16 protein-coding genes are annotated in these 21336 nt (G+C 30.7%); 11 read left to right on the top strand and 5 right to left on the bottom strand.

Annotated elements, in window-relative coordinates:
• Window positions 1-27 precede the first annotated feature (27 nt).
• Window positions 28-1740, top strand: coding sequence for an arginine--tRNA ligase (gene argS / locus Q0O83_RS04100; RefSeq protein WP_294094411.1), 1713 nt, complete (start codon window positions 28-30; stop codon window positions 1738-1740).
• A 103-nt stretch (window positions 1741-1843) separates the two neighbouring features.
• A complete protein-coding gene (locus Q0O83_RS04095; RefSeq protein ID WP_294094410.1) occupies window positions 1844-3016 on the top strand; it encodes a putative manganese transporter in 1173 nt (390 codons plus the stop codon).
• A 41-nt stretch (window positions 3017-3057) separates the two neighbouring features.
• On the opposite strand, the gene Q0O83_RS04090 is transcribed toward Q0O83_RS04095, so the two are convergent.
• On the bottom strand, window positions 3058-4260 hold the full coding sequence (locus Q0O83_RS04090; protein WP_294094409.1) for an SAM-dependent methyltransferase: 1203 nt from the start codon (window positions 4258-4260) through the stop codon (window positions 3058-3060).
• 145 nt (window positions 4261-4405) lie between these two features.
• On the opposite strand from Q0O83_RS04090, the gene Q0O83_RS04085 reads away from it, so the two are divergent.
• Both Q0O83_RS04085 and Q0O83_RS04080 read left to right on the top strand, forming a co-directional pair.
• Window positions 4406-6526 carry a heavy metal translocating P-type ATPase gene (locus Q0O83_RS04085; RefSeq protein WP_294094407.1) on the top strand — a complete coding sequence of 707 codons (2121 nt, stop codon included), beginning with the start codon at window positions 4406-4408 and terminating at the stop codon, window positions 6524-6526.
• Between the two features lie 81 nt (window positions 6527-6607).
• The gene (locus Q0O83_RS04080; protein ID WP_294094406.1) at window positions 6608-7597 is read left to right on the top strand and encodes a hypothetical protein; all 990 of its coding nucleotides are present in this window, start codon (window positions 6608-6610) and stop codon (window positions 7595-7597) included.
• Window positions 7598-7600: 3 nt separating this feature from the next.
• Here the strand turns inward: Q0O83_RS04080 and Q0O83_RS04075 are convergent, their stop codons facing one another.
• Window positions 7601-9070, bottom strand: a complete 1470-nt coding sequence (locus tag Q0O83_RS04075) for an ATP-dependent helicase (protein ID WP_294094404.1) — start codon at window positions 9068-9070, stop codon at window positions 7601-7603.
• 229 nt (window positions 9071-9299) lie between these two features.
• Here Q0O83_RS04075 and adhE point away from each other — a divergent pair, with 229 nt between their 5' ends.
• Entirely contained in the window at window positions 9300-11924 is a 2625-nt protein-coding gene (gene adhE / locus Q0O83_RS04070; RefSeq protein WP_294094402.1) for a bifunctional acetaldehyde-CoA/alcohol dehydrogenase, read from the top strand.
• Between the two features lie 82 nt (window positions 11925-12006).
• On the opposite strand, the gene Q0O83_RS04065 is transcribed toward adhE, so the two are convergent.
• Entirely contained in the window at window positions 12007-12468 is a 462-nt protein-coding gene (locus Q0O83_RS04065; protein WP_294094400.1) for a DUF2147 domain-containing protein, read from the bottom strand.
• Window positions 12469-12710: 242 nt separating this feature from the next.
• On the opposite strand from Q0O83_RS04065, the gene Q0O83_RS04060 reads away from it, so the two are divergent.
• The 6 genes from Q0O83_RS04060 (at window position 12711) to Q0O83_RS04035 (ending at window position 19633) form a co-directional block, all read left to right on the top strand.
• Entirely contained in the window at window positions 12711-14213 is a 1503-nt protein-coding gene (locus Q0O83_RS04060) for a glutathione ABC transporter substrate-binding protein (RefSeq protein ID WP_294094398.1), read from the top strand.
• 71 nt (window positions 14214-14284) lie between these two features.
• On the top strand, window positions 14285-15211 hold the full coding sequence (gene nikB / locus Q0O83_RS04055; RefSeq protein ID WP_294094397.1) for a nickel ABC transporter permease: 927 nt from the start codon (window positions 14285-14287) through the stop codon (window positions 15209-15211).
• Window positions 15212-15224: 13 nt separating this feature from the next.
• Entirely contained in the window at window positions 15225-16109 is an 885-nt protein-coding gene (nikC, locus tag Q0O83_RS04050) for a nickel transporter permease (protein ID WP_294094395.1), read from the top strand.
• 23 nt (window positions 16110-16132) lie between these two features.
• Window positions 16133-17134, top strand: a complete 1002-nt coding sequence (locus tag Q0O83_RS04045; protein WP_294094394.1) for an ABC transporter ATP-binding protein — start codon at window positions 16133-16135, stop codon at window positions 17132-17134.
• Entirely contained in the window at window positions 17124-18080 is a 957-nt protein-coding gene (locus Q0O83_RS04040; RefSeq protein WP_294094392.1) for an oligopeptide/dipeptide ABC transporter ATP-binding protein, read from the top strand. Before Q0O83_RS04045 ends, Q0O83_RS04040 begins: the two co-directional genes overlap by 11 nt.
• 83 nt (window positions 18081-18163) lie before the next feature.
• Window positions 18164-19633: a nucleoside kinase gene (locus tag Q0O83_RS04035; protein WP_294094391.1), complete on the top strand. Its 1470-nt coding sequence runs from the start codon at window positions 18164-18166 to the stop codon at window positions 19631-19633.
• Between the two features lie 41 nt (window positions 19634-19674).
• On the opposite strand, the gene folP is transcribed toward Q0O83_RS04035, so the two are convergent.
• Window positions 19675-20505 (bottom strand): dihydropteroate synthase, encoded by an 831-nt coding sequence (folP, locus tag Q0O83_RS04030; RefSeq protein ID WP_294094389.1) that lies wholly within the window; start codon window positions 20503-20505, stop codon window positions 19675-19677.
• A 9-nt stretch (window positions 20506-20514) separates the two neighbouring features.
• Complete coding sequence (gene folK, locus Q0O83_RS04025; RefSeq protein WP_294094387.1) at window positions 20515-21336, bottom strand: 2-amino-4-hydroxy-6-hydroxymethyldihydropteridine diphosphokinase; 822 nt, start codon at window positions 21334-21336, stop codon at window positions 20515-20517.

Here is a 21336-nt window from a genome sequence, read left to right as displayed (position 1 = left end):
TTTATTTCACAACAAAAGGAGTAAATTATGTTAACTATTGAAAAACAAATAGAGTTAATTTTATTAGATACAGTAAAAAATTTATATTCAGATAAAGAGCTAAAACCAGTAGAGATAACTGTTGCAACAAATGAAAAGTTTGGAGATTTTCAATCAAACTTTGCTATGATGAACTCTAAAATAATTGGAGGGAATCCAAGAGCAATTGCTGAAAATGTAGTAAATAACTTAGTTGTAAATGATGTTATTGAAAAAATTGAGATTGCGGGACCAGGATTCTTAAATATATTTTTAAAAGATTCATACTTAGCAGATTTAGTAAAAAAAATATCTAAAGAAAATTATGAGTTTAAGGGATTGAATACAGAGGGAGATGTAATAATTGATTACTCTTCACCAAACATAGCTAAGAGAATGCATATAGGTCATTTAAGATCAACTATAATAGGTGATTCTATAAAAAGAATGTATAAGTATTTAGGATTTAATGTTGTTGCAGACAATCACATTGGAGATTGGGGAACACAGTTTGGAAAATTAATTATAGGATATAGAAACTGGTTAAATGCAGAAGCTTATAAAGAAAATGCAATTGAAGAGCTAGAAAGAGTATATGTTGAATTCACTAGACAAAGTGAGGAGCATCCAGAACTTGAAGATCAAGCTAGAGAAGAGTTAAAGAAACTTCAAGATGGAGATGAAGAGAACTACAGATTATGGCAAGAGTTTATAAAGGTATCTTTAGATGAGTATGGAAAGTTATACACTAGAATGGGAATTAATTTTGATACTTACTATGGAGAGTCATTCTATCACGATTTAATGCCTGGTGTTGTTAAAGAGTTAGAAGAGAAAGAGATTGCAGTAGAAGATCAAGGTGCAAAAGTTGTATTCTTCGCAGAAGAGGAGAAGTTACACCCTTGTATTATCCAAAAAAGAGATGGAGCTTTCCTATATGCAACTTCAGATATAGCTACAGTAAAGTTTAGATTAGCTAACTATAATGTAAATAAGTTAATATATGTAACTGATGAGAGACAACAAGATCACTTCAGACAATTTTTCAGAATAACTGATATGTTAGGATGGAATGTAGAAAAGCAGCATGTATGGTTTGGAATTATGAGATTTGCTGATGGTGTTTTCTCTACAAGAAAAGGAAATGTAATCAGATTAGAAGAGCTTTTAGATGAAGGGAAAAGAAGAGCTTTAGAGATTGTAAATGAAAAAAATCCTGAACTATCAGATGAGGAAAAAGATAATATAGCAGAAGTTGTTGGAACTGGAGCTATAAAATATGCTGATTTATCTCAAAATAGACAGACAGCTGTTATATTTGAATGGGATAAAATTCTGAGTTTCGAAGGAAATACAGCACCTTATTTACAATATTCTTATGCTAGAATAAAATCTATTTTAAGAAGAGCAGTAGAGAACGGAAAAGATTTAAGAGAGGATGTAGCAGTTACATTTACTGATAAAACAGAAAGAACATTAGCACATCACTTAACTCAATTCCCAGCAGTTATATTAAAAGCAGCAGATAGCTGTAGACCAAATCTAGTTGCAGATTACTTATTTGAGTTATCAAAGAAGTTCAATGGATTCTACAACGCTTGTCCAATATTAAATCAAGAAGAAGATGTTCTTTATTCAAGACTATTATTAGCTGAAAGAACAGCTGCAGTTTTAAAAGAGGGATTAAACCTTTTAGGAATTGGAACTTTAGAAAGAATGTAATAAATATTAGAGCCAGCACTTTGTGCTGGTTTTTTTATTGAAAGAATTAATAAAAAAAATAGTATAAAGATAAAGAGAGAAAATATTTATACGAGGTGATAAAATGGAATTGTTTCATATAATTTACTCGGCTGGAGTAGATGCCTTTTTTAAAGTTGGAGTTTTTGTATCGTTATCTATTTTGATTATGGGGATTATAGATTACAAATTTAATGGAGTTGTAATAAAATTATTGGAGAAAAATAGAAAAAATGGGGTGTATTTATCTGCTCTTTTGGGATTAATTCCTGGATGTGGCGGAGCTATAGTTGTAGTACCACTTTTTATTTTAGGTAAGATTACTTTTGGAGCTCTAGTTGCAGCTTTTATAACAACAATGGGTGATGCTGCTTTTGTTTTAATTGTTGGAAATATCTCAGCATACTTTAAAATATTATTGATAAGTGGAGTTGTTGGAGTAGTTTCGGGATTGTTGATAGATAGATTTAGGATTGGTGAAAATATAGTTATGAATAAAGATTTTAATCAGTCTTCTGAGAGTGGCTTTGTAAACGAAGAAAGTGGACATAAAATTCATAATCATATAGCTCACAAAAAGGGGGATATAGTAGATAAAGTTTTGCATAGAAAATCTGATATAAAAGAGATATATTTATTGACACACACAGTTTGGTATAAAATATTTTGGATTTTAGTTATAATTTCAACTCCTTTTGCAATTGAGCATCTTCTAGAAGGACACTCTCATGTAGAGCATGAAGGTAATTTAAATCTAATTGAAATTTTAGCTTTTTTAGGAACTGTTCTTTGTATACTTTATACAGTTTTGAGTAGGAAACTTGTAAAAGGAAGTGATTTTGATAAAACAGAAAGTAAATTGGGATCTTTAAAAGAGACTTTAATCCATACAGCAGAGGAAGTAGCTTTTTTAGTAAGTTGGGTTTTTGTAGCTTTTTTTAGTTATGAAATATTTTTGAGTTATATAGGTGGAGAGATTGTATTGAAAAATATTTTAGATAGTGGTGGTTTTTTAGTTGTTATTATGGCAATTTTTATAGGCTTGATTCCCGGGTGTGGTCCTCAAATTCTTTTAGCAGCACTTTATATATCAGGAGCGATACCATTTTCAGCTTTAGCAGCCAATGCAATCTGTAATGATGGAGATGCACTGTTTCCACTTCTGGCATTGAGTAAAAAATCAGCAGCTATGGTCACTATTTATAATATTATTCCAGCTCTATTAGTTGGAGGCGTTTTATATCTTTTAGAAATATAGAATAAAAAAGACGGAAAATAAAATCCGTCTTTTTTATTTGTTTATTTTTTAAAATAGTCTTGAAGTAGATTATCTAAAAGGGGTTTAACTCCTAAAAATTGGATATATCTATTATATTCCTCTCTTTTTTGAGCTAATTTCTCTTCTGTTGGATTACCTTTAATAGCTTTAATAAGGATATTTTTAGGTGTGTGTTCCATATCTATAAACTCCATAACTTTTGTATTGAATCCACAAAGTTCTAAAGATAAAGCTCTTAATGCATCTGTAGCTAGAGAACTAAATCTTTCTTGTAAGATTCCGTGATTTCCGAAAGGTGAAAGCACACCTTTTATCTCTGTAGTAGAAGATTTATCAATTTTTTGATTTATTTCAGATTGGCAACATGGAACAGCAAGAATAGCTTTTGCCCCAAGTTCTAATCCTTTTAAAATAGAGTAATCAGTTGCATTGTTACAAGCATGTAAAGAGAATATCATATCAACATTATCGAACTCATGGAACTCTTTGATATCTCCTTTTAAAAATTTTAGATTGTTAAACTCTAACTCTTGAGCAATCGAGTTACAGTGAGTGATTACATCCTCTTTTAAATCTAAACCAATTACTTCAATATCTAAATTTTTAACATTTTTTAAATAGTGGTAAAGAGCAAAAGTTAAATATGATTTTCCACAACCAAAATCAACAATCTTCATACTATTTTGAATTAGATTTTTTTCTTGTAACTCTTTTAAAGTATCTTCGATAAACTCTAAATATCTATTGATCTGTCTAAATTTATTAAATCTCTCTTTAGTAACTTTACCTGACTCAGACATAACACCTAATTTTATTAAAAATGGAATTGGTGTATTATCTTGAAGAATATAGTTTTTTTGTTTGTTATGAGACAATTCAACTTTCTTACCAGTAATTGTTTTTCTTTTTAAAGAGAATCCTTTTTTATTTTGTAGAACTTGAATCTCTTCGTTAGATGTAGATATAAGGATTTGTTTAAAATCTTTTATAATATCCTTTAAAGAGTTAAAGCACTCATCTAACGAAAAGTTTTTATGAAAAGCTTTATTATCTTTAAAACTTTCAACTTGGACAAAAAGCTCACCTTTTATTTCAACAGGTTTTAAGTTTATTTTTTTATAAGGGTTTTCTTTTGTCGGATTTGAAAAGACACCTCTAATAAAATTATTAGTATTGATATTTTCGACAAAGATATTTTGAATATCATCAATATTATATTTCATGGTAGACTCCTTTTTTTCAATAATTTATATTATACTATTTAAGTTAGAAATATTCAAAAAAATTTTGACAAAAGAGATAAATTATGATATTTTTAAAGTATATATATAGGGGGTATGGGTATATACCTAAAAAAGGAGATGGAATATGAAAAGAGAGTATGAGATTGTAAACCTTCATTGTGGAGGGTGTGCTTCAAAGATTCAATATGAATTAGATAAAGTAAAAGAAATAAAAGATGTCAATGTAGATTTTTACACTAAGAAAGTGAAATTTACTTTACTTGAAGAAACGAATGAAAAAGATCTTTTTAAAAAAATAAATGAGATTGCAGATAAAGTTGAGCCAGGAACATATTTAAAAGAGGAGGATTTGGATGAGCACGAAAATGAGCATTCACATAATCATACTCATTCAGGTTCAACAGATATTTCATCAAAAATAGATTTAATTATTCTTACAGTTGGAATAACTTTATTTATAGTTGGATTGACTTTACCTAAAAGTTTACAAAAAGATATAATATTAGTTATAGCTTATGGATTATCAGGTTATGATATTCTATTGAATGCTTTTAAAAATATTAAAAGAGGAAAATTTTTAGATGAGAATTTCTTGATGAGTATTGCAACTATTGGTGCACTTGCATTAGGAGAGTTTGGAGAAGCAGCAGGAGTTATGATATTTTATAAAATAGGAGAATATTTCCAAGAAATGGCTGTAAATAACTCTAAAAAATCTATTGAAAAACTGATGAGTATAAAGCCAGAATTTGCAAACTTAAAAAATAAAAATGGTACAGTAGAAGTTGTTGATCCTTCAAAAGTTAATGTTGGAGATATTTTAATTGTTAAACCAGGAGAGAGAGTTCCTTTAGATGGTGTTATCACTTTAGGAAATACGACACTGGATAAATCTGCATTAACAGGGGAATCAGTTCCTGTAATAGGGGAGATTGGAAGTGAAGTTTTAAGTGGATCGATAAATATAAATGGAACAATAGAGTTTAAAGTAACTAAGTTATATTCTCAATCAACTGTAAGTAGAATAATTGAGATGGTAGAGAGTGCGGGAAGTAAAAAAGCACATGCAGAAAAGTTTATAACAAAGTTTGCTAGATATTATACACCGATTGTAGTTACACTATCTATTTTAATCGCAGTTTTAGTTCCTGTGATATATGATGGTAATTTTAAATTATGGTTTAGTAGAGCGTTGATATTTTTAGTTATATCTTGTCCTTGTGCTCTTGTACTTTCAGTTCCTTTAACATTTTTTAGTTCTATAGGTAAAGGATCGAAAGAGGGAATTCTGATTAAAGGTGGAAACTACCTAGAAAGATTAAAAAATATTGATACTGTTGTATTTGATAAAACTGGAACTTTAACAAAAGGAAGATTTAAGGTAACGGCAGTTGAAGTTTTCAAAGGAACAGAGAGTGAATTGTTAGAGTATGCTAAGGCTGGAGAGTTTTATTCAAATCATCCTATAGGAAAAGCTATATTAAATTATGGTAGTGTTGAAGTTTCTGAATGGGATATTCAAGGGCATAATGAAAAAGCAGGTTACGGAGTAAATGCTCTTTATTGTGGAAAAGAGATATTAGTAGGAAGTAGAAAGTTTTTAGAGAGCCATAATATAGCGATTGATTCAGCAGAAGATTTTGGAACAGTTGTGTATATAGCAGTGGATTCTGAACTTCTTGGAAGAGTAATTGTTGAGGATGAGATAAAAGAAACATCAAGAAAAACAATTGATGAGTTAAATGCTCAAGGAATAAATGTATATATGTTAACAGGGGATAATCAAAAAACAGGAAGACATATAGGGAAAGCTTTGGGAATAGATGAGGATAAAATATGTACAAATCTATTGCCGCAGGATAAAGTTTCAAAACTTGAAGAGATAAAATCAAAAAGTAAAAAAGGAACTATATTTGTTGGAGATGGAATAAATGATGCACCTGTTTTAGCAATGGCAGATATAGGAATATCTATGGGAAAAATAGGTAGTGATATAGCTATTGAAAGTTCGGATATAGTTTTAATGAATGATGATCCTTATAAAGTTTTAGAAGCTTTAAATTTAGGAAGAAAAAATCATCAAGTTGTTCTTGAAAATGTTGGATTCGCTTTGGGAGTGAAAATAGTTGTTATGGTACTAGGGGTTTTAGGGATTGCAAACTTATGGTTAGCAATTTTTGCTGATGTAGGAGTATCAGTTTTAGCAGTTTTAAATGCATCAAAAATTTTAACAAAGAAAGACTAAGAGTTTTAATGAAATAAAAGAGAGCTAGCCTCTCTTTTATTTTTTATGTTATAATATATAAAAAATTAAAAGGTGGTAGAGATGTTTTATTTTATTTATGGTGATACCCCACTTCCATTAAAATATGAAGAGTTAGTGGAAAAAATAAAGAAATCAAATCCTCATATTCCAACTAAAACTTATGATGCCTCTCAAGGTGAAGAGGAACAATTTTTAGAGAGTATATCAATTAACTCTATGTTTGTACCAAAAGAGCTGATTGTTTTAAAAAGAGCTGATAAGTCTAAAAAGTTAGATAATCTTCTTAAAATTGTTGGGGATTATGATTTGAGTAAAAAAGAGGTTGTAGTTGTTTATGAAGAGGAGTTAAATGACTATGGAAAAGCAACAAATGAGGTTGGAAAAAGAGTTATTACAAATGCAGAAAAGCTTGGTCAAACAATAGTTGCAAGAAAGGCTTTGGAAAAAAAAGGTATACACTTCTATATAGAGAAAGAGTTACAGATATCAGAGTATGAATCGGAAAAGTTAGCAGAGGTTTTAGGTGACGACTTTTTTAAAGTAAAAAATGAAGTTGAAAAGATAAAAAGTTTCTTAAATGGGAAAAATTTTATTTTAGAGGAAGTTTTACCTATATTATCGGTTAGTGATGAGTATAATTTGAAAAAATTAGTTGAAGATTTTATGATAACTGATAATATTATCATACTTATAGAGTATTTAAAGAAAACAAAAGAGTACATGCTATTTTTATACTTGATGACAGAGGAGCTTAATTTAGCATTAAAGTTAGTTGGATTAAAAAAATCAGGTGAGTTAAGGGCTAATATATCATATAATGAGTTTAAAGCATCAAACTATGAAAAAATTAAAAAGTATTTTAAAACATCAAGAGGAATGATGAGAGAATATCCTATATTTTTAAAATTGAAGTATATGTCTTTATTTAATGAAGAGTTTTTACTTAGCTCTATAGAAAATATACTAAAAATGGAGCACTCAGTAAAAAATGGTGGAATAGAAGAAAGTATTGGAATAGAGAAGTTTATAATTGAATTTAGGAGAGGGTAATTACTACCCTCTTTTTATATTGAAAAAATTTGAATCTATATTATCTATAAAAGGAGAGGAAGCAGAGAAAAGTCCGTATGAGTTATAAAAACTTAAAGGATAAGTAAGTATAAGCTCTTTTTTTGCTCTGGTAATAGCAACATAAAATAATCGTTTTTCCTCTTCTATATTAATATCTGTTCCAATAGAAGTTGGAATGATTCCATCTAAAAGAAGAGGAATAAATACATAGTCCCATTCCAATCCTTTTGAACTATGTATTGTAGATAGAGTTATTTGACTACTTTCATTTAAATCTAAATTTTTAAAAATATTTTCAAGAAAAGGATTTTGAGTGATATTAAAAATAAGATTATTTTTCTTGAAAAGCTTGATGCTGTTTTCCATATAAATATAGTTTCGAAAAAGAATGACTATATTTGCACTAGAATCTGAGGATAAAATATTTTTTATTCTAGAGATTATAAAATTTATCTCTTCAGTATGGGTTTTAAAAATATTGAGTATAGGAAAAGAGTTAGAGATATTTTGGGTTGTTAGTGTTTTTCTAAATGAGTAACGTAAACATTTTGAAAATTCGTTAGAAAGATTCAAAATATTTTTAGAGCATCTATAGTTTTCTTTTAGAATAAAAGTTTTACTGTCTTTAAAATCATTAGAAAAATTTAGAATATTTGCAGTGGAGCTTCCTTTAAAACTATATATACTTTGATAATCATCTCCTACAGCCATAATAAAGCTATTTTTTGAAAGTATCTTTAAAATTTCGATTTGTATATTATCAGTATCTTGATATTCATCAATCATAATATATTTAAAGTCTGTAGGTATTATATTTAAATGAAGATATTTATAGAATTCGTTTAGTAGGTCATCAAAAGTGTAGAAATTTGTTTGTTTTTTTCGAAGGTTTATATCATTAAAAAAATTTAATAAAATATTTTTAGAAGTTTTATTTAAGTTTTTGAAAAAAATAGATTTGGTATACCTATCTTTTATAGAAGTAGTACATTTTATAATTTCATCTTTAGTTAAAAATTTTGAAATCTGAGCATAATAAGTAGAGGAGTTAGCAAATTCGAGTGCGTTATCAGAATTTAAAATCTGAAAATTTTTATTTTGAGTATATTTTTTTAGTGATCTATAGGCTAATGAATGAAAAGTTTCAATGTTTATATTTGAATCAGGAATAAAAGCTTGGATTCTCTCTTTAATTTCATTGATAGCTTTTCTTGTAAATGTTAGAATTAAAATATTTTTGGGTGGAATTTGTAATTTAAGTAACAAAAGTGCTCTGTAAATAATAACTCTAGTTTTACCAGAACCTGCACCAGCAAGGACTAAAAAATTCCCATTTAAATTTTTTACGGCAATTAATTGCTCAAAATTTAGATTAGAAATTAGAAGATTTTCAAAATTATCAGAAAGATTCAATTCTTTTAAACATACATTTTTTAAATAGTTTTCTTTCATTTTAGATATACTCCTTCCTAGAAAAATCAAAGCTTAATATAATATACTCCAAAAAAATAAAAAAAGCTAATATAAATAAAAAAAAGTTGAATCATGGTTTGACAATTGCAAAATGGTTAAAAAATGATGGTTAAAAATTTGAAAAGTAGGCAAAAAAATATTTTTAAAAACACTAAAACACAAGTATACTAGCATTATAAAATAAAAATTCACAAAGGAGTGATGGTTTATGACACTAATAAATACAATAGAAAAAGTAAGATTAGCTCAAAAAGAGTATGCGAAATTCACACAAGAAAAAGTAGATGAAATTTTTAGAGAAGCTTCATTAGCTGCAAACAACGCTAGAATAAAATTAGCTAAAATGGCAGTAGAAGAAACTGGAATGGGAATTGTTGAAGATAAAGTTATAAAGAACCATTTTGCTTCTGAATATATATATAATGCATATAAAGATGTTAGAACTTGTGGAGTAGTAGAAGAGGATTTATCTTATGGAATCCAAAAAATTGCAGAGCCAATTGGAGTTATTGCAGGAATCGTTCCAACAACTAACCCAACATCAACAGCAATATTCAAAGCTTTATTAGCTTTAAAAACAAGAAATGCAATCATTTTTTCTCCACACCCAAGAGCAAAAAATGCAACTATAGAAGCTGCTAGAATAGTTTTAGAAGCAGCGGTAAAAGCTGGAGCTCCAAAAGATATAATTGGATGGATAGCTGAGCCTTCAGTTCAAGCTTCAAATGATTTAATGAAGATGGCAGATCTGATCTTAGCAACTGGAGGACCAGGAATGGTTAAAGCTGCTTACTCGTCAGGAACACCTGCAATTGGAGTAGGAGCTGGAAATACACCAGTAATTATCGATGAAACTGCTCATATAAAAATGGCAGTAAACTCAATCTTATTATCTAAGACATTTGATAACGGAGTTATCTGTGCGTCTGAGCAAGCAGTAATCATCCCAGCATCAATCTATGATAAAGTAAAAGAGGAGTTCGCAGCAAGAAACGCTTACATCTTAAAAGGTGAAGAAGTAGATAAAGTAAGAAAAACAATAGTTATCGATGGACACTTAAATGGAGATATCGTAGGACAATCAGCATATAAAATAGCTAAAATGGCAGGAGTTAACGTTCCTGAAAATACAAAAATAATAATCGGAGAAGTTGAATCAGTAGAGTTAGAAGAATCATTCTCTCACGAAAAGTTATCTCCAGTATTAGCAATGTATAAAGCTACTAACTTCGAAGATGCTTTAAAGAAAGCTGACAGATTAATCGAGTTAGGAGGAATGGGACATACTTCAGTTCTATACGCAGATGAATTAGTTGCTAAAGATAAAATCGATTTATTCGGACAAACAATGAAAACTGGTAGAACATTAATCAACATGCCAGCAGCTCAAGGAGCAATCGGAGATGTATTTAACTTCAAATTAGCACCTTCATTAACATTAGGATGTGGATCGTGGGGAGGAAACGCTGTTTCTGAAAACGTTGGAGTTAAGCATTTAATCAATATAAAGACTGTTGCTAAAAGGAGAGAAAATATGCTTTGGTTCAGAATCCCTGAGAGAGTTTACTTCAAATTCGGATCTCTTCCAGTAGCTTTAGAAGAGTTAAAAGGAAAGAAGAAAGCTGTTATCGTAACAGATAATCAATTAGCAAAATTAGGATATACAGATCACATAACATCTGTTTTAGATTGTATCGGAGTAGACTACAGAGTGTTCTCTGATGTTGAAGCGGATCCAACTTTAAGTGTAGTAGAAAAAGGTGCAGAGTTAATGAGAAGTTATAATCCAGATGTAGTTATAGCTCTTGGTGGAGGATCAGCAATGGACGCTGCTAAAATCATGTGGGTTATGTATGAGCATCCAACTGTAAACTTCAAAGATTTAGCTATGACATTCATGGATATTAGAAAGAGAATAGTTAAATTCCCTAAGATGGGAGAAAAAGCTGAGTTCTGGGCAGTAGCAACTTCAGCAGGAACAGGATCAGAAGTAACTCCATTCGCAGTTATAACTGATGATGCTACAGGAGTTAAATATCCTTTAGCTGACTACGAAATTACACCAAACGTAGCAATAGTAGATCCACAATTAATGTTATCAATGCCAGCTGGATTAACAGCAGCATCAGGAATAGACGTTGTAACACATGCTGTAGAAGCATATGTATCAGTATTAGCATCAGAGTTTACTAATCCATTAGCATTAGAAGCTACAAGATTAACACTTAAATACCTTCCAGAGTCTGTAAAAGGAGGAGCGACAGCAGTAAAAGCTAAAGAGAAGATGGCAAATGCATCTTGTATGGCTGGAATGGCATTCTCGAATGCATTCTTAGGAATATGTCACTCAATGGCTCATAAATTAGGAGCAGCTTTCCACTTACCACATGGAACAGCAAATGCATTATTACTTGATGAAGTAATAAGATTCAATGCAACTGATAAGCCTTTCAAAATGGCAGGATTTGCTCAATACAAGTATCCAAATGCAAAAGAGCGTTATGCTAAATTAGCAGATTACTTAGAGCTAACAAAAGGAAATGAAACTCCTGAAGAAAAAGTAAAATTATTCAGAAAGAAAATATCTGAGTTAAAAGCTGAGATTGGAATAAAAGCTACTATAGCTGAGTACGGAATTTCTGAGCAAGAGTTCTTATCTAAATTAGATACAATGGTAGACGATGCGTTTGATGACCAATGTACTGGTGCGAACCCAAGATATCCATTAATGAGCGATTTAAGAGAGATGTACTTAAGAGCTTACTACGGAGCAGAAAAGTATGTAGCTATGCAAAAAAAATCTGTAGAAAAAACTGAAAAAAAAGCCAAATAAAAATTAGCCACCTTAATTAAATTTAGTCGTATAAAAAGTAAAAACCTCCTAAGAAATTAGGAGGTTTTACTTATAATAAAGTTTATTTAAGTTTTGTCCAAGTTTGTTTTGATCCGATTAGACCAGATTTGTCTAAACTTCCTTTAACAATAATAGTATTAGCATCTTTAAATGAAATTGAGCAGTAGTATGTTTTTCCATTTTCAGGGTTGTAAATGAACCCGTTTTCAAACCTATCTTTTTCAGAGTTATATGTGAATTCACTAACAAAGTTTATACCAACTAAAGGTCTTGATTTTAAGTTTTCATCTGAATTGGCTAAATCTACTTTTATTTGTCCTTCTAATTTATGACCTTTCTCATATGTAGGGATAGTTAGCTCATTAATTTTTCCAAAGTACTTATTTTCTACCTTATAGAATTCAACGATTATCTGGTTTCCATTTTTAGCTTTCTCAGTAATCCATCTTCCAGAGATATCCTCTTCTTTTGAGAAAGATAAAGAGCTAAAAACTAAAGTTAATAGTAAAAATAATTTTTTCATTATAAATCCTCCAAAATATTTTTTTATATTATAACAGGTGTAATTAAATAAATCAATACTGAAAAAAAGAACAAAATAAAAATATTTTTTCTTTTTTTAGTAATATTGAAAAAATTTATTTTTTCAATGGAAGTCATTCATTAAATAAATTTGATTTGTACGATATAAAAGGTTATATTTTATTAAGAATATTAAAAAATAAAATCTTGAAAATAAACAAAAAAAACTATAGGGGGATAAAAATGAAGAAAAAAATACTTTTATTAAGTGCTTTAGCAATCTTTTTAGGAAATAGTTTAAATGCAGTAGCAAACAAAGACGTTTTAATTATTGCAAATGGAGCAGATGCAAAAACATTGGATATTCATGCAACAAATGATGCACCATCAGCAAAGGTTTCAGGGCAGATTTATGATACTTTAGTGAAGCAAGATATGAATATGAACATAGTTCCAGGTTTAGCTGAAAGTTGGACTCAAATAGATGATACAACAACAGAGTTTAAATTAAGAAAAGGTGTAAAGTTTCATAATGGAAATGAGTTTACAGCAAATGATGTAAAGTTCTCTCTAGATAGAATGAAATCATCACCTCAAGTAGCTCATATAATTAAAGCGGTTTCATCTGTAGAAGTTGTGGATGATTATACTGTAAGAGTAAAAACAGAGACACCATTTGGACCATTATTAAGTCACTTAGCTCATAATGCGGCGGGAATTTTAAATAAAGAAGCTGTTGAAAAAGGTGGATCAGGTTATGGTCAAAGTCCAGTAGGAACAGGACCTTATAAGTTTGTTAACTGGCAAGCAGGGGATAGAATAACTTTAACAGTTAATCCAGAATATTATTTAGGTAAGGCTCCAACTGAGAAAGTTATTTTTAGAAGTATTGTTGAAGGAACAAATAGAACTATAGGACTTGAAACAGGAGAAGTAGATATAGCATATGATATCGATCCAGTAGATAAGAATATGGTTAAAGATAACTCAGGTCTTGAATTAATAGAAGAACCATCACTATCAACAACATATATAGGATTTAATGTAGAGAAAGAATCATTAAAAGATAAAAGAGTAAGACAAGCTATAGCTTATGCAATTAATACTCAAGATATGGTAGATGCAGTGTATCAAGGTGCTGCAGAAAGAGCAAATTCATCTATCGGACCAAAAGTATTTGGATATAACCCTAACGCTAAATCTTATGATTACAATCCTGAGAAGGCTAAAGAGTTATTAAAAGAAGCTGGTTATGAAAAAGGATTAAAATTAAAGTTATGGACAAATGATAACCCAGTGAGAAGAGATATTGCTGTAATTGCTCAAGATCAACTGAAGCAAGTTGGAATAGATGTGACGATAGAGACTCTAGAATGGGGAGCATATTTAGATGGAACTGCAAGAGGAGATCATGATTTATATATATTAGGCTGGGTTTCTGTAACTGGAGATGCTGACTATGGTTTAGATCCACTATTTAACTCTGCAAATAGAGGTGGAGCAGGAAATAGATCGTTCTATTCAAATCCAAAAGTGGATGAGTTATTAGTAAAAGGAAGAAGCAGTGTTAATCCAGAAGAGAGAAAAGCTTATTACTATGAAATTCAAGATATCGTACAAGAAGATGTCCCAGTATTAACATTAGTTTATCCTACACAAAATGTAGGAGAGCAAAAAACTGTAAAAGGATTCCAAATGCATCCAGCAGGACATCATAAAGTTTATGGAACTTATAAGACAAAATAAAATATAAATAAATTTAGAAAGGAAACCAAAAGGTTTCCTTTCTAGTATAAAGCAAATAAAGGGGGACACACATGCACAAGTACATATTAAAAAGAATACTGTTGCTAATACCGGTATTGTTAGGAGTATCGTTTCTAGTATTTACAATAATGTCATTTACACCAGGAGATCCAGCGCAACTTATCTTAGGGGAAAGTGCTCCTAGAGAAGCTGTAGCTCAATTGAGAGCAGAGATGGGATTAAATGATCCATTTATAGTTCAATATATCAGATTTGTTAAAAATGCAGTAGTAGGAAACTTTGGACAGTCTTATACTACAGGAAGAGAGGTGTTTGGAGAGATATTCTCGAGATTCCCAAATACACTAATATTAGCAGTTTTAGGAATAATTATAGCTGTCTGCATTGGGATTCCTTTAGGGATAATTTCAGCAACAAGACAGTATACATTAATAGATAGCGTGAGTATGATAGGAGCCCTTTTAGGGGTTTCAATGCCAGTATTCTGGTTAGGATTAATGTTAATCTTAACATTCTCTGTAAATTTAAGATGGTTACCTTCGGGTGGATTTGATGGATTGAAGAGTTTGATTTTACCATCATTGACATTAGGAGTTGGATCAGCAGCCATAATTACTCGTATGACTCGTTCTTCTATGTTAGAAGTTATAAGACAAGATTATATTAGAACAGCAAGAGCTAAAGGAGTAGCAGAAAAAGTTGTAGTAAATAAGCATGCTTTAAAAAATGCTTTAATACCAGTTATAACAGTAGTTGGATTACAATTTGGAGGTCTTTTAGGGGGAGCTGTATTAACAGAATCAGTTTATTCATGGCCTGGTGTAGGAAGAATGATGGTTGATGCCATCAGACAAAAAGATACACCGACAGTTTTAGCATCGGTAATATTCTTGGCAGTAACATTTAGTATAGTAAACTTAGCCGTTGATATACTTTATGCTTATGTAGACCCAAGAATAAAATCGCAATACAAATAGAGGGGTGAATAAAGTGGATACTACTACAAAAAATGAAAATGTTGGGAAAAAAAGAAGTCAATGGGCTGAGTTATGGAAAAATTTAAAAAGAAATAAAATGGCTTTATTTGGTTTAGTTATATTAGTTATAATAGTTTTATTAGCACTGTTTGCAGATCAAATAGCAAATTACGATCAGGTTGTTATAAAACAAAATTTAAGAATGAGATTGAAACCACCTTCATCAGCTCACTGGCTAGGAACGGATGAGTTTGGTAGAGATATTTTTGCTAGATTAGTTCATGGTGCAAGAGTATCGCTGAAAGTTGGAATATTAGCAGTTGGAATAGCAATAGTTATTGGAGGTTTCTTAGGAGCTATTGCAGGATACTACGGTGGAAAATTAGATAATATTATAATGAGAGTAATGGATATCTTCTTAGCTGTGCCAAGTATACTTTTAGCAATTGCGATTGTATCAGCGTTAGGACCAAATTTATTAAATTTAATGATAGCTGTAAGTATCTCTTCGATACCAAGATATGCTAGAATAGTAAGAGCATCTGTTTTATCAATAAGAGATCAGGAGTTTATCGAAGCAGCAAGAGCTATTGGAGCGAGTGACGCAAGAATAATATTTAGACATATTATTCCAAACTCTTTAGCACCTGTAATTGTACAAGGAACTTTAGGGGTTGCTAATGCAATATTATCAACAGCAGGATTGAGCTTTATAGGATTAGGAATCCAACCGCCAGCACCAGAGTGGGGTTCTATGTTATCAGGAGGTAGACAATACCTAAGATATGCATGGTGGGTAACTACATTCCCAGGAGTATCAATAATGATAACAATCCTATCTCTAAACCTTTTAGGAGATGGACTGAGAGATGCATTAGATCCAAGATTAAAACAATAATTACAGTGGGGGAGATGAACGTAATGGAAAAATTACTAAATATAAAAAATTTATCTATAAACTATGAAACAAATGACGAGAAAGTTTTAGCGGTTACAGATTTAGAGATTGAATTAAACGAAGGAGAAACATTAGGATTAGTTGGAGAAACTGGAGCTGGAAAAAGTACAACAGCACTAGGAATAATGAGACTGGTTCCAAATCCACCTGGAAAAATTTTATCAGGAGAGATTTTCTTCCAAGGAAGAAATCTACTTACAGTTTCTGAAGAGGATATGAGAGCTATCAGAGGAAGACAGATAAGTATGATTTTCCAAGATCCAATGACATCTTTAAATCCAGTTTTAACTGTTGGAGATCAGATAGCTGAGGTTATTCAAATACATGAAAAATTATCGTTAAAAGATGCAATGGAAAAAGCAAGTGAAATGTTAGAATTAGTTGGAATTCCAGGGAATAGATTGAATGATTATCCACACCAATTTTCTGGTGGAATGAAGCAAAGGGTTGTAATCGCGATTGCGTTAGCATGTAATCCAAAACTTTTAATAGCGGATGAGCCGACTACTGCTTTAGATGTTACAATCCAAGCTCAAGTGTTAGACCTGATGAATGATTTAAAAGAGAAATTGAAAACTTCAATGATTCTAATAACTCATGATTTAGGGGTAGTTGCTCAAGTGTGTGATAAAGTAGCGATAATGTATGCCGGAGAGATTGTAGAATCTGGAACTTTATATGAGATATTTGAAAACCCAAAACATCCATATACTCATGGGTTATTTGATTCAATACCTAATTTAGATGAAGAGGTAACTAGATTAAGACCAATAAAAGGATTGATGCCTGATCCAACGAATTTACCAACAGGATGTAGATTCCATCCAAGATGTCCTCATGCACAAGATGAGTGCTCGAAGAGAAGTCCTAGAACTTCAGATGACAATGGACATAAAGTTAGATGTTTAGCTTACGAAGGTGTGATAAATGTACCTGAGCTACAAGGGGGAAGAAATGGCAGATAAAATACTAGAGGTAAAAAATCTAAAAAAATATTTTAATACACCAAAGGGTTTACTTCATGCTGTTGATGGAGTGACATTTTCTATCGAAAGAGGAAAAACTTTAGGAGTTGTTGGAGAGTCTGGATGTGGAAAGTCAACTACAGGAAGAGTTGTATTGAGATTACTTGAAGCTACAGATGGAGAGATTCTATTTGAAGGTAAAAATATAAGAGAGTATGGAAAAGAACAAATGGTAAAGCTAAGAGAAGAGATGCAAATAATCTTCCAAGACCCATATGCTTCGTTAAATCCAAGAATGACTGTAAGTGAAATAATAGCTGAGCCACTAATAATACATAAAAAATGTAAAAGTAAAAAAGAGTTACAAGAGAAAGTATCTGAACTTATGGAAACGGTAGGTTTAAGTGAAAGATTGACAAATACTTACCCTCATGAATTGGATGGAGGGAGAAGACAGAGAATAGGAATAGCGAGAGCACTAGCTTTAAATCCAAAATTTATAGTTTGTGATGAACCTGTTTCAGCTCTAGATGTGTCTATCCAAGCTCAAGTATTAAACTTGATGAAGGATTTACAAGAGGAGTTTGGGCTTACATATATGTTTATAACTCATGATTTATCAGTTGTAAAACATTTCTCGGATGATATAGCTGTAATGTATCTAGGAGAGCTAGTGGAAAAAGCACCAGCTAAGGAGCTATTTAAAAATCCAGTACATCCATATACAAAAGCTTTACTGTCAGCAATACCTGTTCCAAGTTTAAAACATAAGATGAATAGAGAAAGATTGAAAGGGGAGATAACATCACCAATTAATCCAGGTGTAGGGTGTAGATTTAGAAAAAGATGTCCTATGGCTGTTCCAGAGTGTGGAAACTCAACACCAATGTTAAGAGAGATTTCACCAGGGCATTTCTATGCTTGTCATTTGATTGAAAAAAATTAAAAATATAAAAAGGATAACTCTAGATTTAGTTAAATACTAATTTAGAGTTATTTTTATTTTAATAGGGTTAGAAGGAGGGAGTTATGCAGAGATTTGAAAGTAGAAAGTACCATTTAACGTCTAAACTGGTGTTGTTAAAAGCTATAAATGATATTTATCCTGAAGATGAATTAACTTTTAGAAACTCTTTAAATAATGGAGTATATATAACTATTAATGGAAAAGAGCATGTTTCAGAGGAGAAATTAAAAAAAATTGAAGATAGAATGAATGAGATTGTATTAGAAGGGAAAGAGATAAAAAAATCACACTTTACTTCAGAATATATAAATAAAAAAAACTTAGAAAATGTACGATCAGATTTAAGAGAGTTGTTAGAAACAACTGGGATAATTTCGTTTTTTATGTACGAATTGGATGGATATAAAAGTTACTTTATAGAAGAGCTGTATGATAATACATATTATGTAGATTTATTTGAACTATATTCATATGATGAAGGATTTATATTTAAAACTCCAAAAGAGATAAATGGAATTATACAAATACCACCAATGATTGATGATAGAAAACTTGCTAAAGTATATAAAGAGAGTTCTAAGTGGAATGATATAATGGAGGTTTCGTGTGTTGGAAGTTTAAATCGAATAAATTTAGAGGGAGATATAGTAGGTTTGATTAGAGTGAATGAAACTTTGCATGATACCAAGATTACAAAAATTGCTCAAAGAATATTAGAAGAGCGAGATATAAAAGTTATCACAATCGCAGGTCCGAGCTCTTCAGGAAAAACTACTTTTAGTAATAGATTGAAGTTACATCTTATGGCTTGTGAAGTTAAGCCACTTATGATATCTCTAGATGACTATTATGTGGATAGAGATTTCATTCCAATTGATGAAAATGGGAAAAAAGATTTTGAGACAATAAAATCATTAGATATAGAGTTGTTGAATAGAAATTTGAAAGATTTAATGTTGGGTAGAGAAGTAGAGATTCCTAAATACGATTTTAGTAGTGGAAAGAGAAAGGCGGAAGGGGAGATTGTAAAACTATCTAAGGAGAATATGATTATTTTAGAGGGGATACATGGCTTAAATGATAGTTTAATTGAAGGAATAGCTCAAAATCATATTTTTAAAATATATATAAGTTGTTTAACTCAATTAAATATAGATTCACACAATAGAATAAAAACAAGTGTTGTTAGAAAAATGAGAAGAATTGTTAGAGATAGTATTTCGAGAAACTTTGATGCAGAGGAAACTTTAGAGATGTGGGATAGAGTTCGTAAAGGAGAGAGTAAAAATATATTTCCATATCAAGAGAATGCAGATGTGATATTTGATACAAGTTTAGCATATGAGATAGGAGTTTTAAAGCCTGCTGTTGAAAGGGAGTTAATTAAAATAAAAATATCGAGTCCTCATTATGAGGAAGCGAGAAGGCTTCTTAGAATGTTGAGTTATTTTACAACTATCTCTGAGAGATATGTTCCTGATGAATCTATATTGAAGGAGTTTATAGGAGGAAGTTATTTTTATAATTATTGATAAAGAATGAGAGTAAAAATGGGAGGAAAAATCTCCCATTTTTAATTGATAAAATTATTTGGATAGATAATTTTATCAAGGATAGACAAAGCTTTATGATGCTCCAAAACATTGTGAACTCTAATGATTTTAGCTCCTTTGGTAATCCCAAGTGTATTGACTGCTATTGTTCCTTCAACTCTTTCATCAGGAGAGAGATTTAAATCTTTTCCAATAAATCCTTTTTTAGAAACACCTAATAAAATCGGAGCAATAAAAGAGATTTCGTCTAGTCGATTTAATACAATAATATTTTCGTTGTAACCTTTTCCAAAACCAATTCCAGGATCAATAATAATTTTATTTCTATCTAAGCCATTTTCCTCTGCAATTTTAAAGGTTTTTGCAAAAAATCTTTTCATAGAAAGTATTATATCACTCTCGTAAATTTTTGAATCTTGGTTGTGCATAGCAACTACAACACAATTATATTTTGCAGCAACTTTTGCCATCTCTCCGTTATCTTTTTGTAAGCCCCAAACGTCATTTATTATATGAGCTCCAGCTTTAATAGCAGCTTCCGCAACTTCGTGCCTATAAGTATCAATTGAGATAATACAATCAAGTTCTTTTGAAATCTTTTCAATGATAGGGACTATTCTGCTGATTTCAGTTTCAGAATCAACTTCGATGTGGCCTGGTCTTGTTGATTGTCCACCAATGTCTATTATATCAGCACCATCAGCTATTAGTTTTTTAGCTTGCTCGAATGCTGTGTTGATAGAATCAAACTTTCCGCCATCTGAGAATGAATCGGGAGTTACATTTAAAATACCCATAATTAATGTTTTATTTTCTAAAGAAAAAGTTTTACCTAATGATGAAAATTTCATAAAATCCTCCTATTTAGATTTATCTAAATCTCTTTTAAGTGTTGATATATATTTTCTTTCTAAAGGGTGGATGACATTAGGTGCAATTTCAGATAAAGGATCCAAAACAAAAGAACGTTCACACATCCAAGGATGAGGGATAGCTAAATTTTCATCTTGTATAACCATATCATTGAAAAGTAAGATATCTAAATCGATAACTCTAGGCCCCCACTTAATTTCTCTGACTCTACCTAATTCCAATTCTATATTTAATAATGCTTTTAAAAGTTCTTGTGGTGTAAATAGAGTTTGAACTTCTAAACAAGCGTTTAAAAAGTTATCCTGAATAACATCTCCAAAAGGTTCTGTTTCTAAAAGAGAGCTTACTTTAGTAACAGATGTATGCTCTAATTTATTGATTAGCTCTATAGCATTTTCTAAATTTTCTTTTAAGTTACCTATGTTTGTTCCAATTGAAAGGTAAGCTTTATTTCTAGAACGAGTTATCTCTACTGCAACAAAATCAAAATGTTTTTTTATAGGTGCCCAAGGCTTTTTGACAGTTACTTTAACAGTTTTGATTAAGTTGTATTTTACTAAAATCTCCTTTGCAATTGCTTCAGCAAGAGCTTCAATCAGATCAAAAGATTTAGAAAAAAATACTCTTTCAATATCCTCTGAAACAAAACCGTAGTGAGTAGAATAGTTTAAATCGTCACCTACTCCAGCTTTTCTAGTGCAAGTTTCCATTTGAACAGAAACTATGAATTTTTGTTGAAGAAATTTTTCTTCGGGAAAAACGCCGTGATTACCTATAAATTCTAAATTTTCAATATGTATTTTATCCAT

The organism is uncultured Cetobacterium sp., from assembly GCF_945952365.1.
Taxonomy (GTDB): Bacteria; Fusobacteriota; Fusobacteriia; order Fusobacteriales; family Fusobacteriaceae; genus Cetobacterium_A.
The sequence above is the reverse complement of the archived record's forward strand: the minus strand, read 5'-3'. Positions and strand labels throughout refer to the sequence as shown.

Coding starts and splice junctions, on each gene's coding strand:
- Q0O83_RS04035 (WP_294094391.1), top strand. CDS start 18,164: ATGCAGAGATTTGAAAGTAGAAAGTACCATTTAACGTCTAAACTGGTG.
- Q0O83_RS04065 (WP_294094400.1), bottom strand. CDS start 12,468: ATGAAAAAATTATTTTTACTATTAACTTTAGTTTTTAGCTCTTTATCT.
- Q0O83_RS04095 (WP_294094410.1), top strand. CDS start 1,844: ATGGAATTGTTTCATATAATTTACTCGGCTGGAGTAGATGCCTTTTTT.
- Q0O83_RS04075 (WP_294094404.1), bottom strand. CDS start 9,070: ATGAAAGAAAACTATTTAAAAAATGTATGTTTAAAAGAATTGAATCTT.
- Q0O83_RS04045 (WP_294094394.1), top strand. CDS start 16,133: ATGGAAAAATTACTAAATATAAAAAATTTATCTATAAACTATGAAACA.
- adhE (WP_294094402.1), top strand. CDS start 9,300: ATGACACTAATAAATACAATAGAAAAAGTAAGATTAGCTCAAAAAGAG.
- folP (WP_294094389.1), bottom strand. CDS start 20,505: ATGAAATTTTCATCATTAGGTAAAACTTTTTCTTTAGAAAATAAAACA.
- Q0O83_RS04060 (WP_294094398.1), top strand. CDS start 12,711: ATGAAGAAAAAAATACTTTTATTAAGTGCTTTAGCAATCTTTTTAGGA.
- folK (WP_294094387.1), bottom strand. CDS start 21,336: ATGGATAAAATACATATTGAAAATTTAGAATTTATAGGTAATCACGGC.
- argS (WP_294094411.1), top strand. CDS start 28: ATGTTAACTATTGAAAAACAAATAGAGTTAATTTTATTAGATACAGTA.
- Q0O83_RS04080 (WP_294094406.1), top strand. CDS start 6,608: ATGTTTTATTTTATTTATGGTGATACCCCACTTCCATTAAAATATGAA.
- Q0O83_RS04085 (WP_294094407.1), top strand. CDS start 4,406: ATGAAAAGAGAGTATGAGATTGTAAACCTTCATTGTGGAGGGTGTGCT.
- Q0O83_RS04090 (WP_294094409.1), bottom strand. CDS start 4,260: ATGAAATATAATATTGATGATATTCAAAATATCTTTGTCGAAAATATC.
- Q0O83_RS04040 (WP_294094392.1), top strand. CDS start 17,124: ATGGCAGATAAAATACTAGAGGTAAAAAATCTAAAAAAATATTTTAAT.
- nikB (WP_294094397.1), top strand. CDS start 14,285: ATGCACAAGTACATATTAAAAAGAATACTGTTGCTAATACCGGTATTG.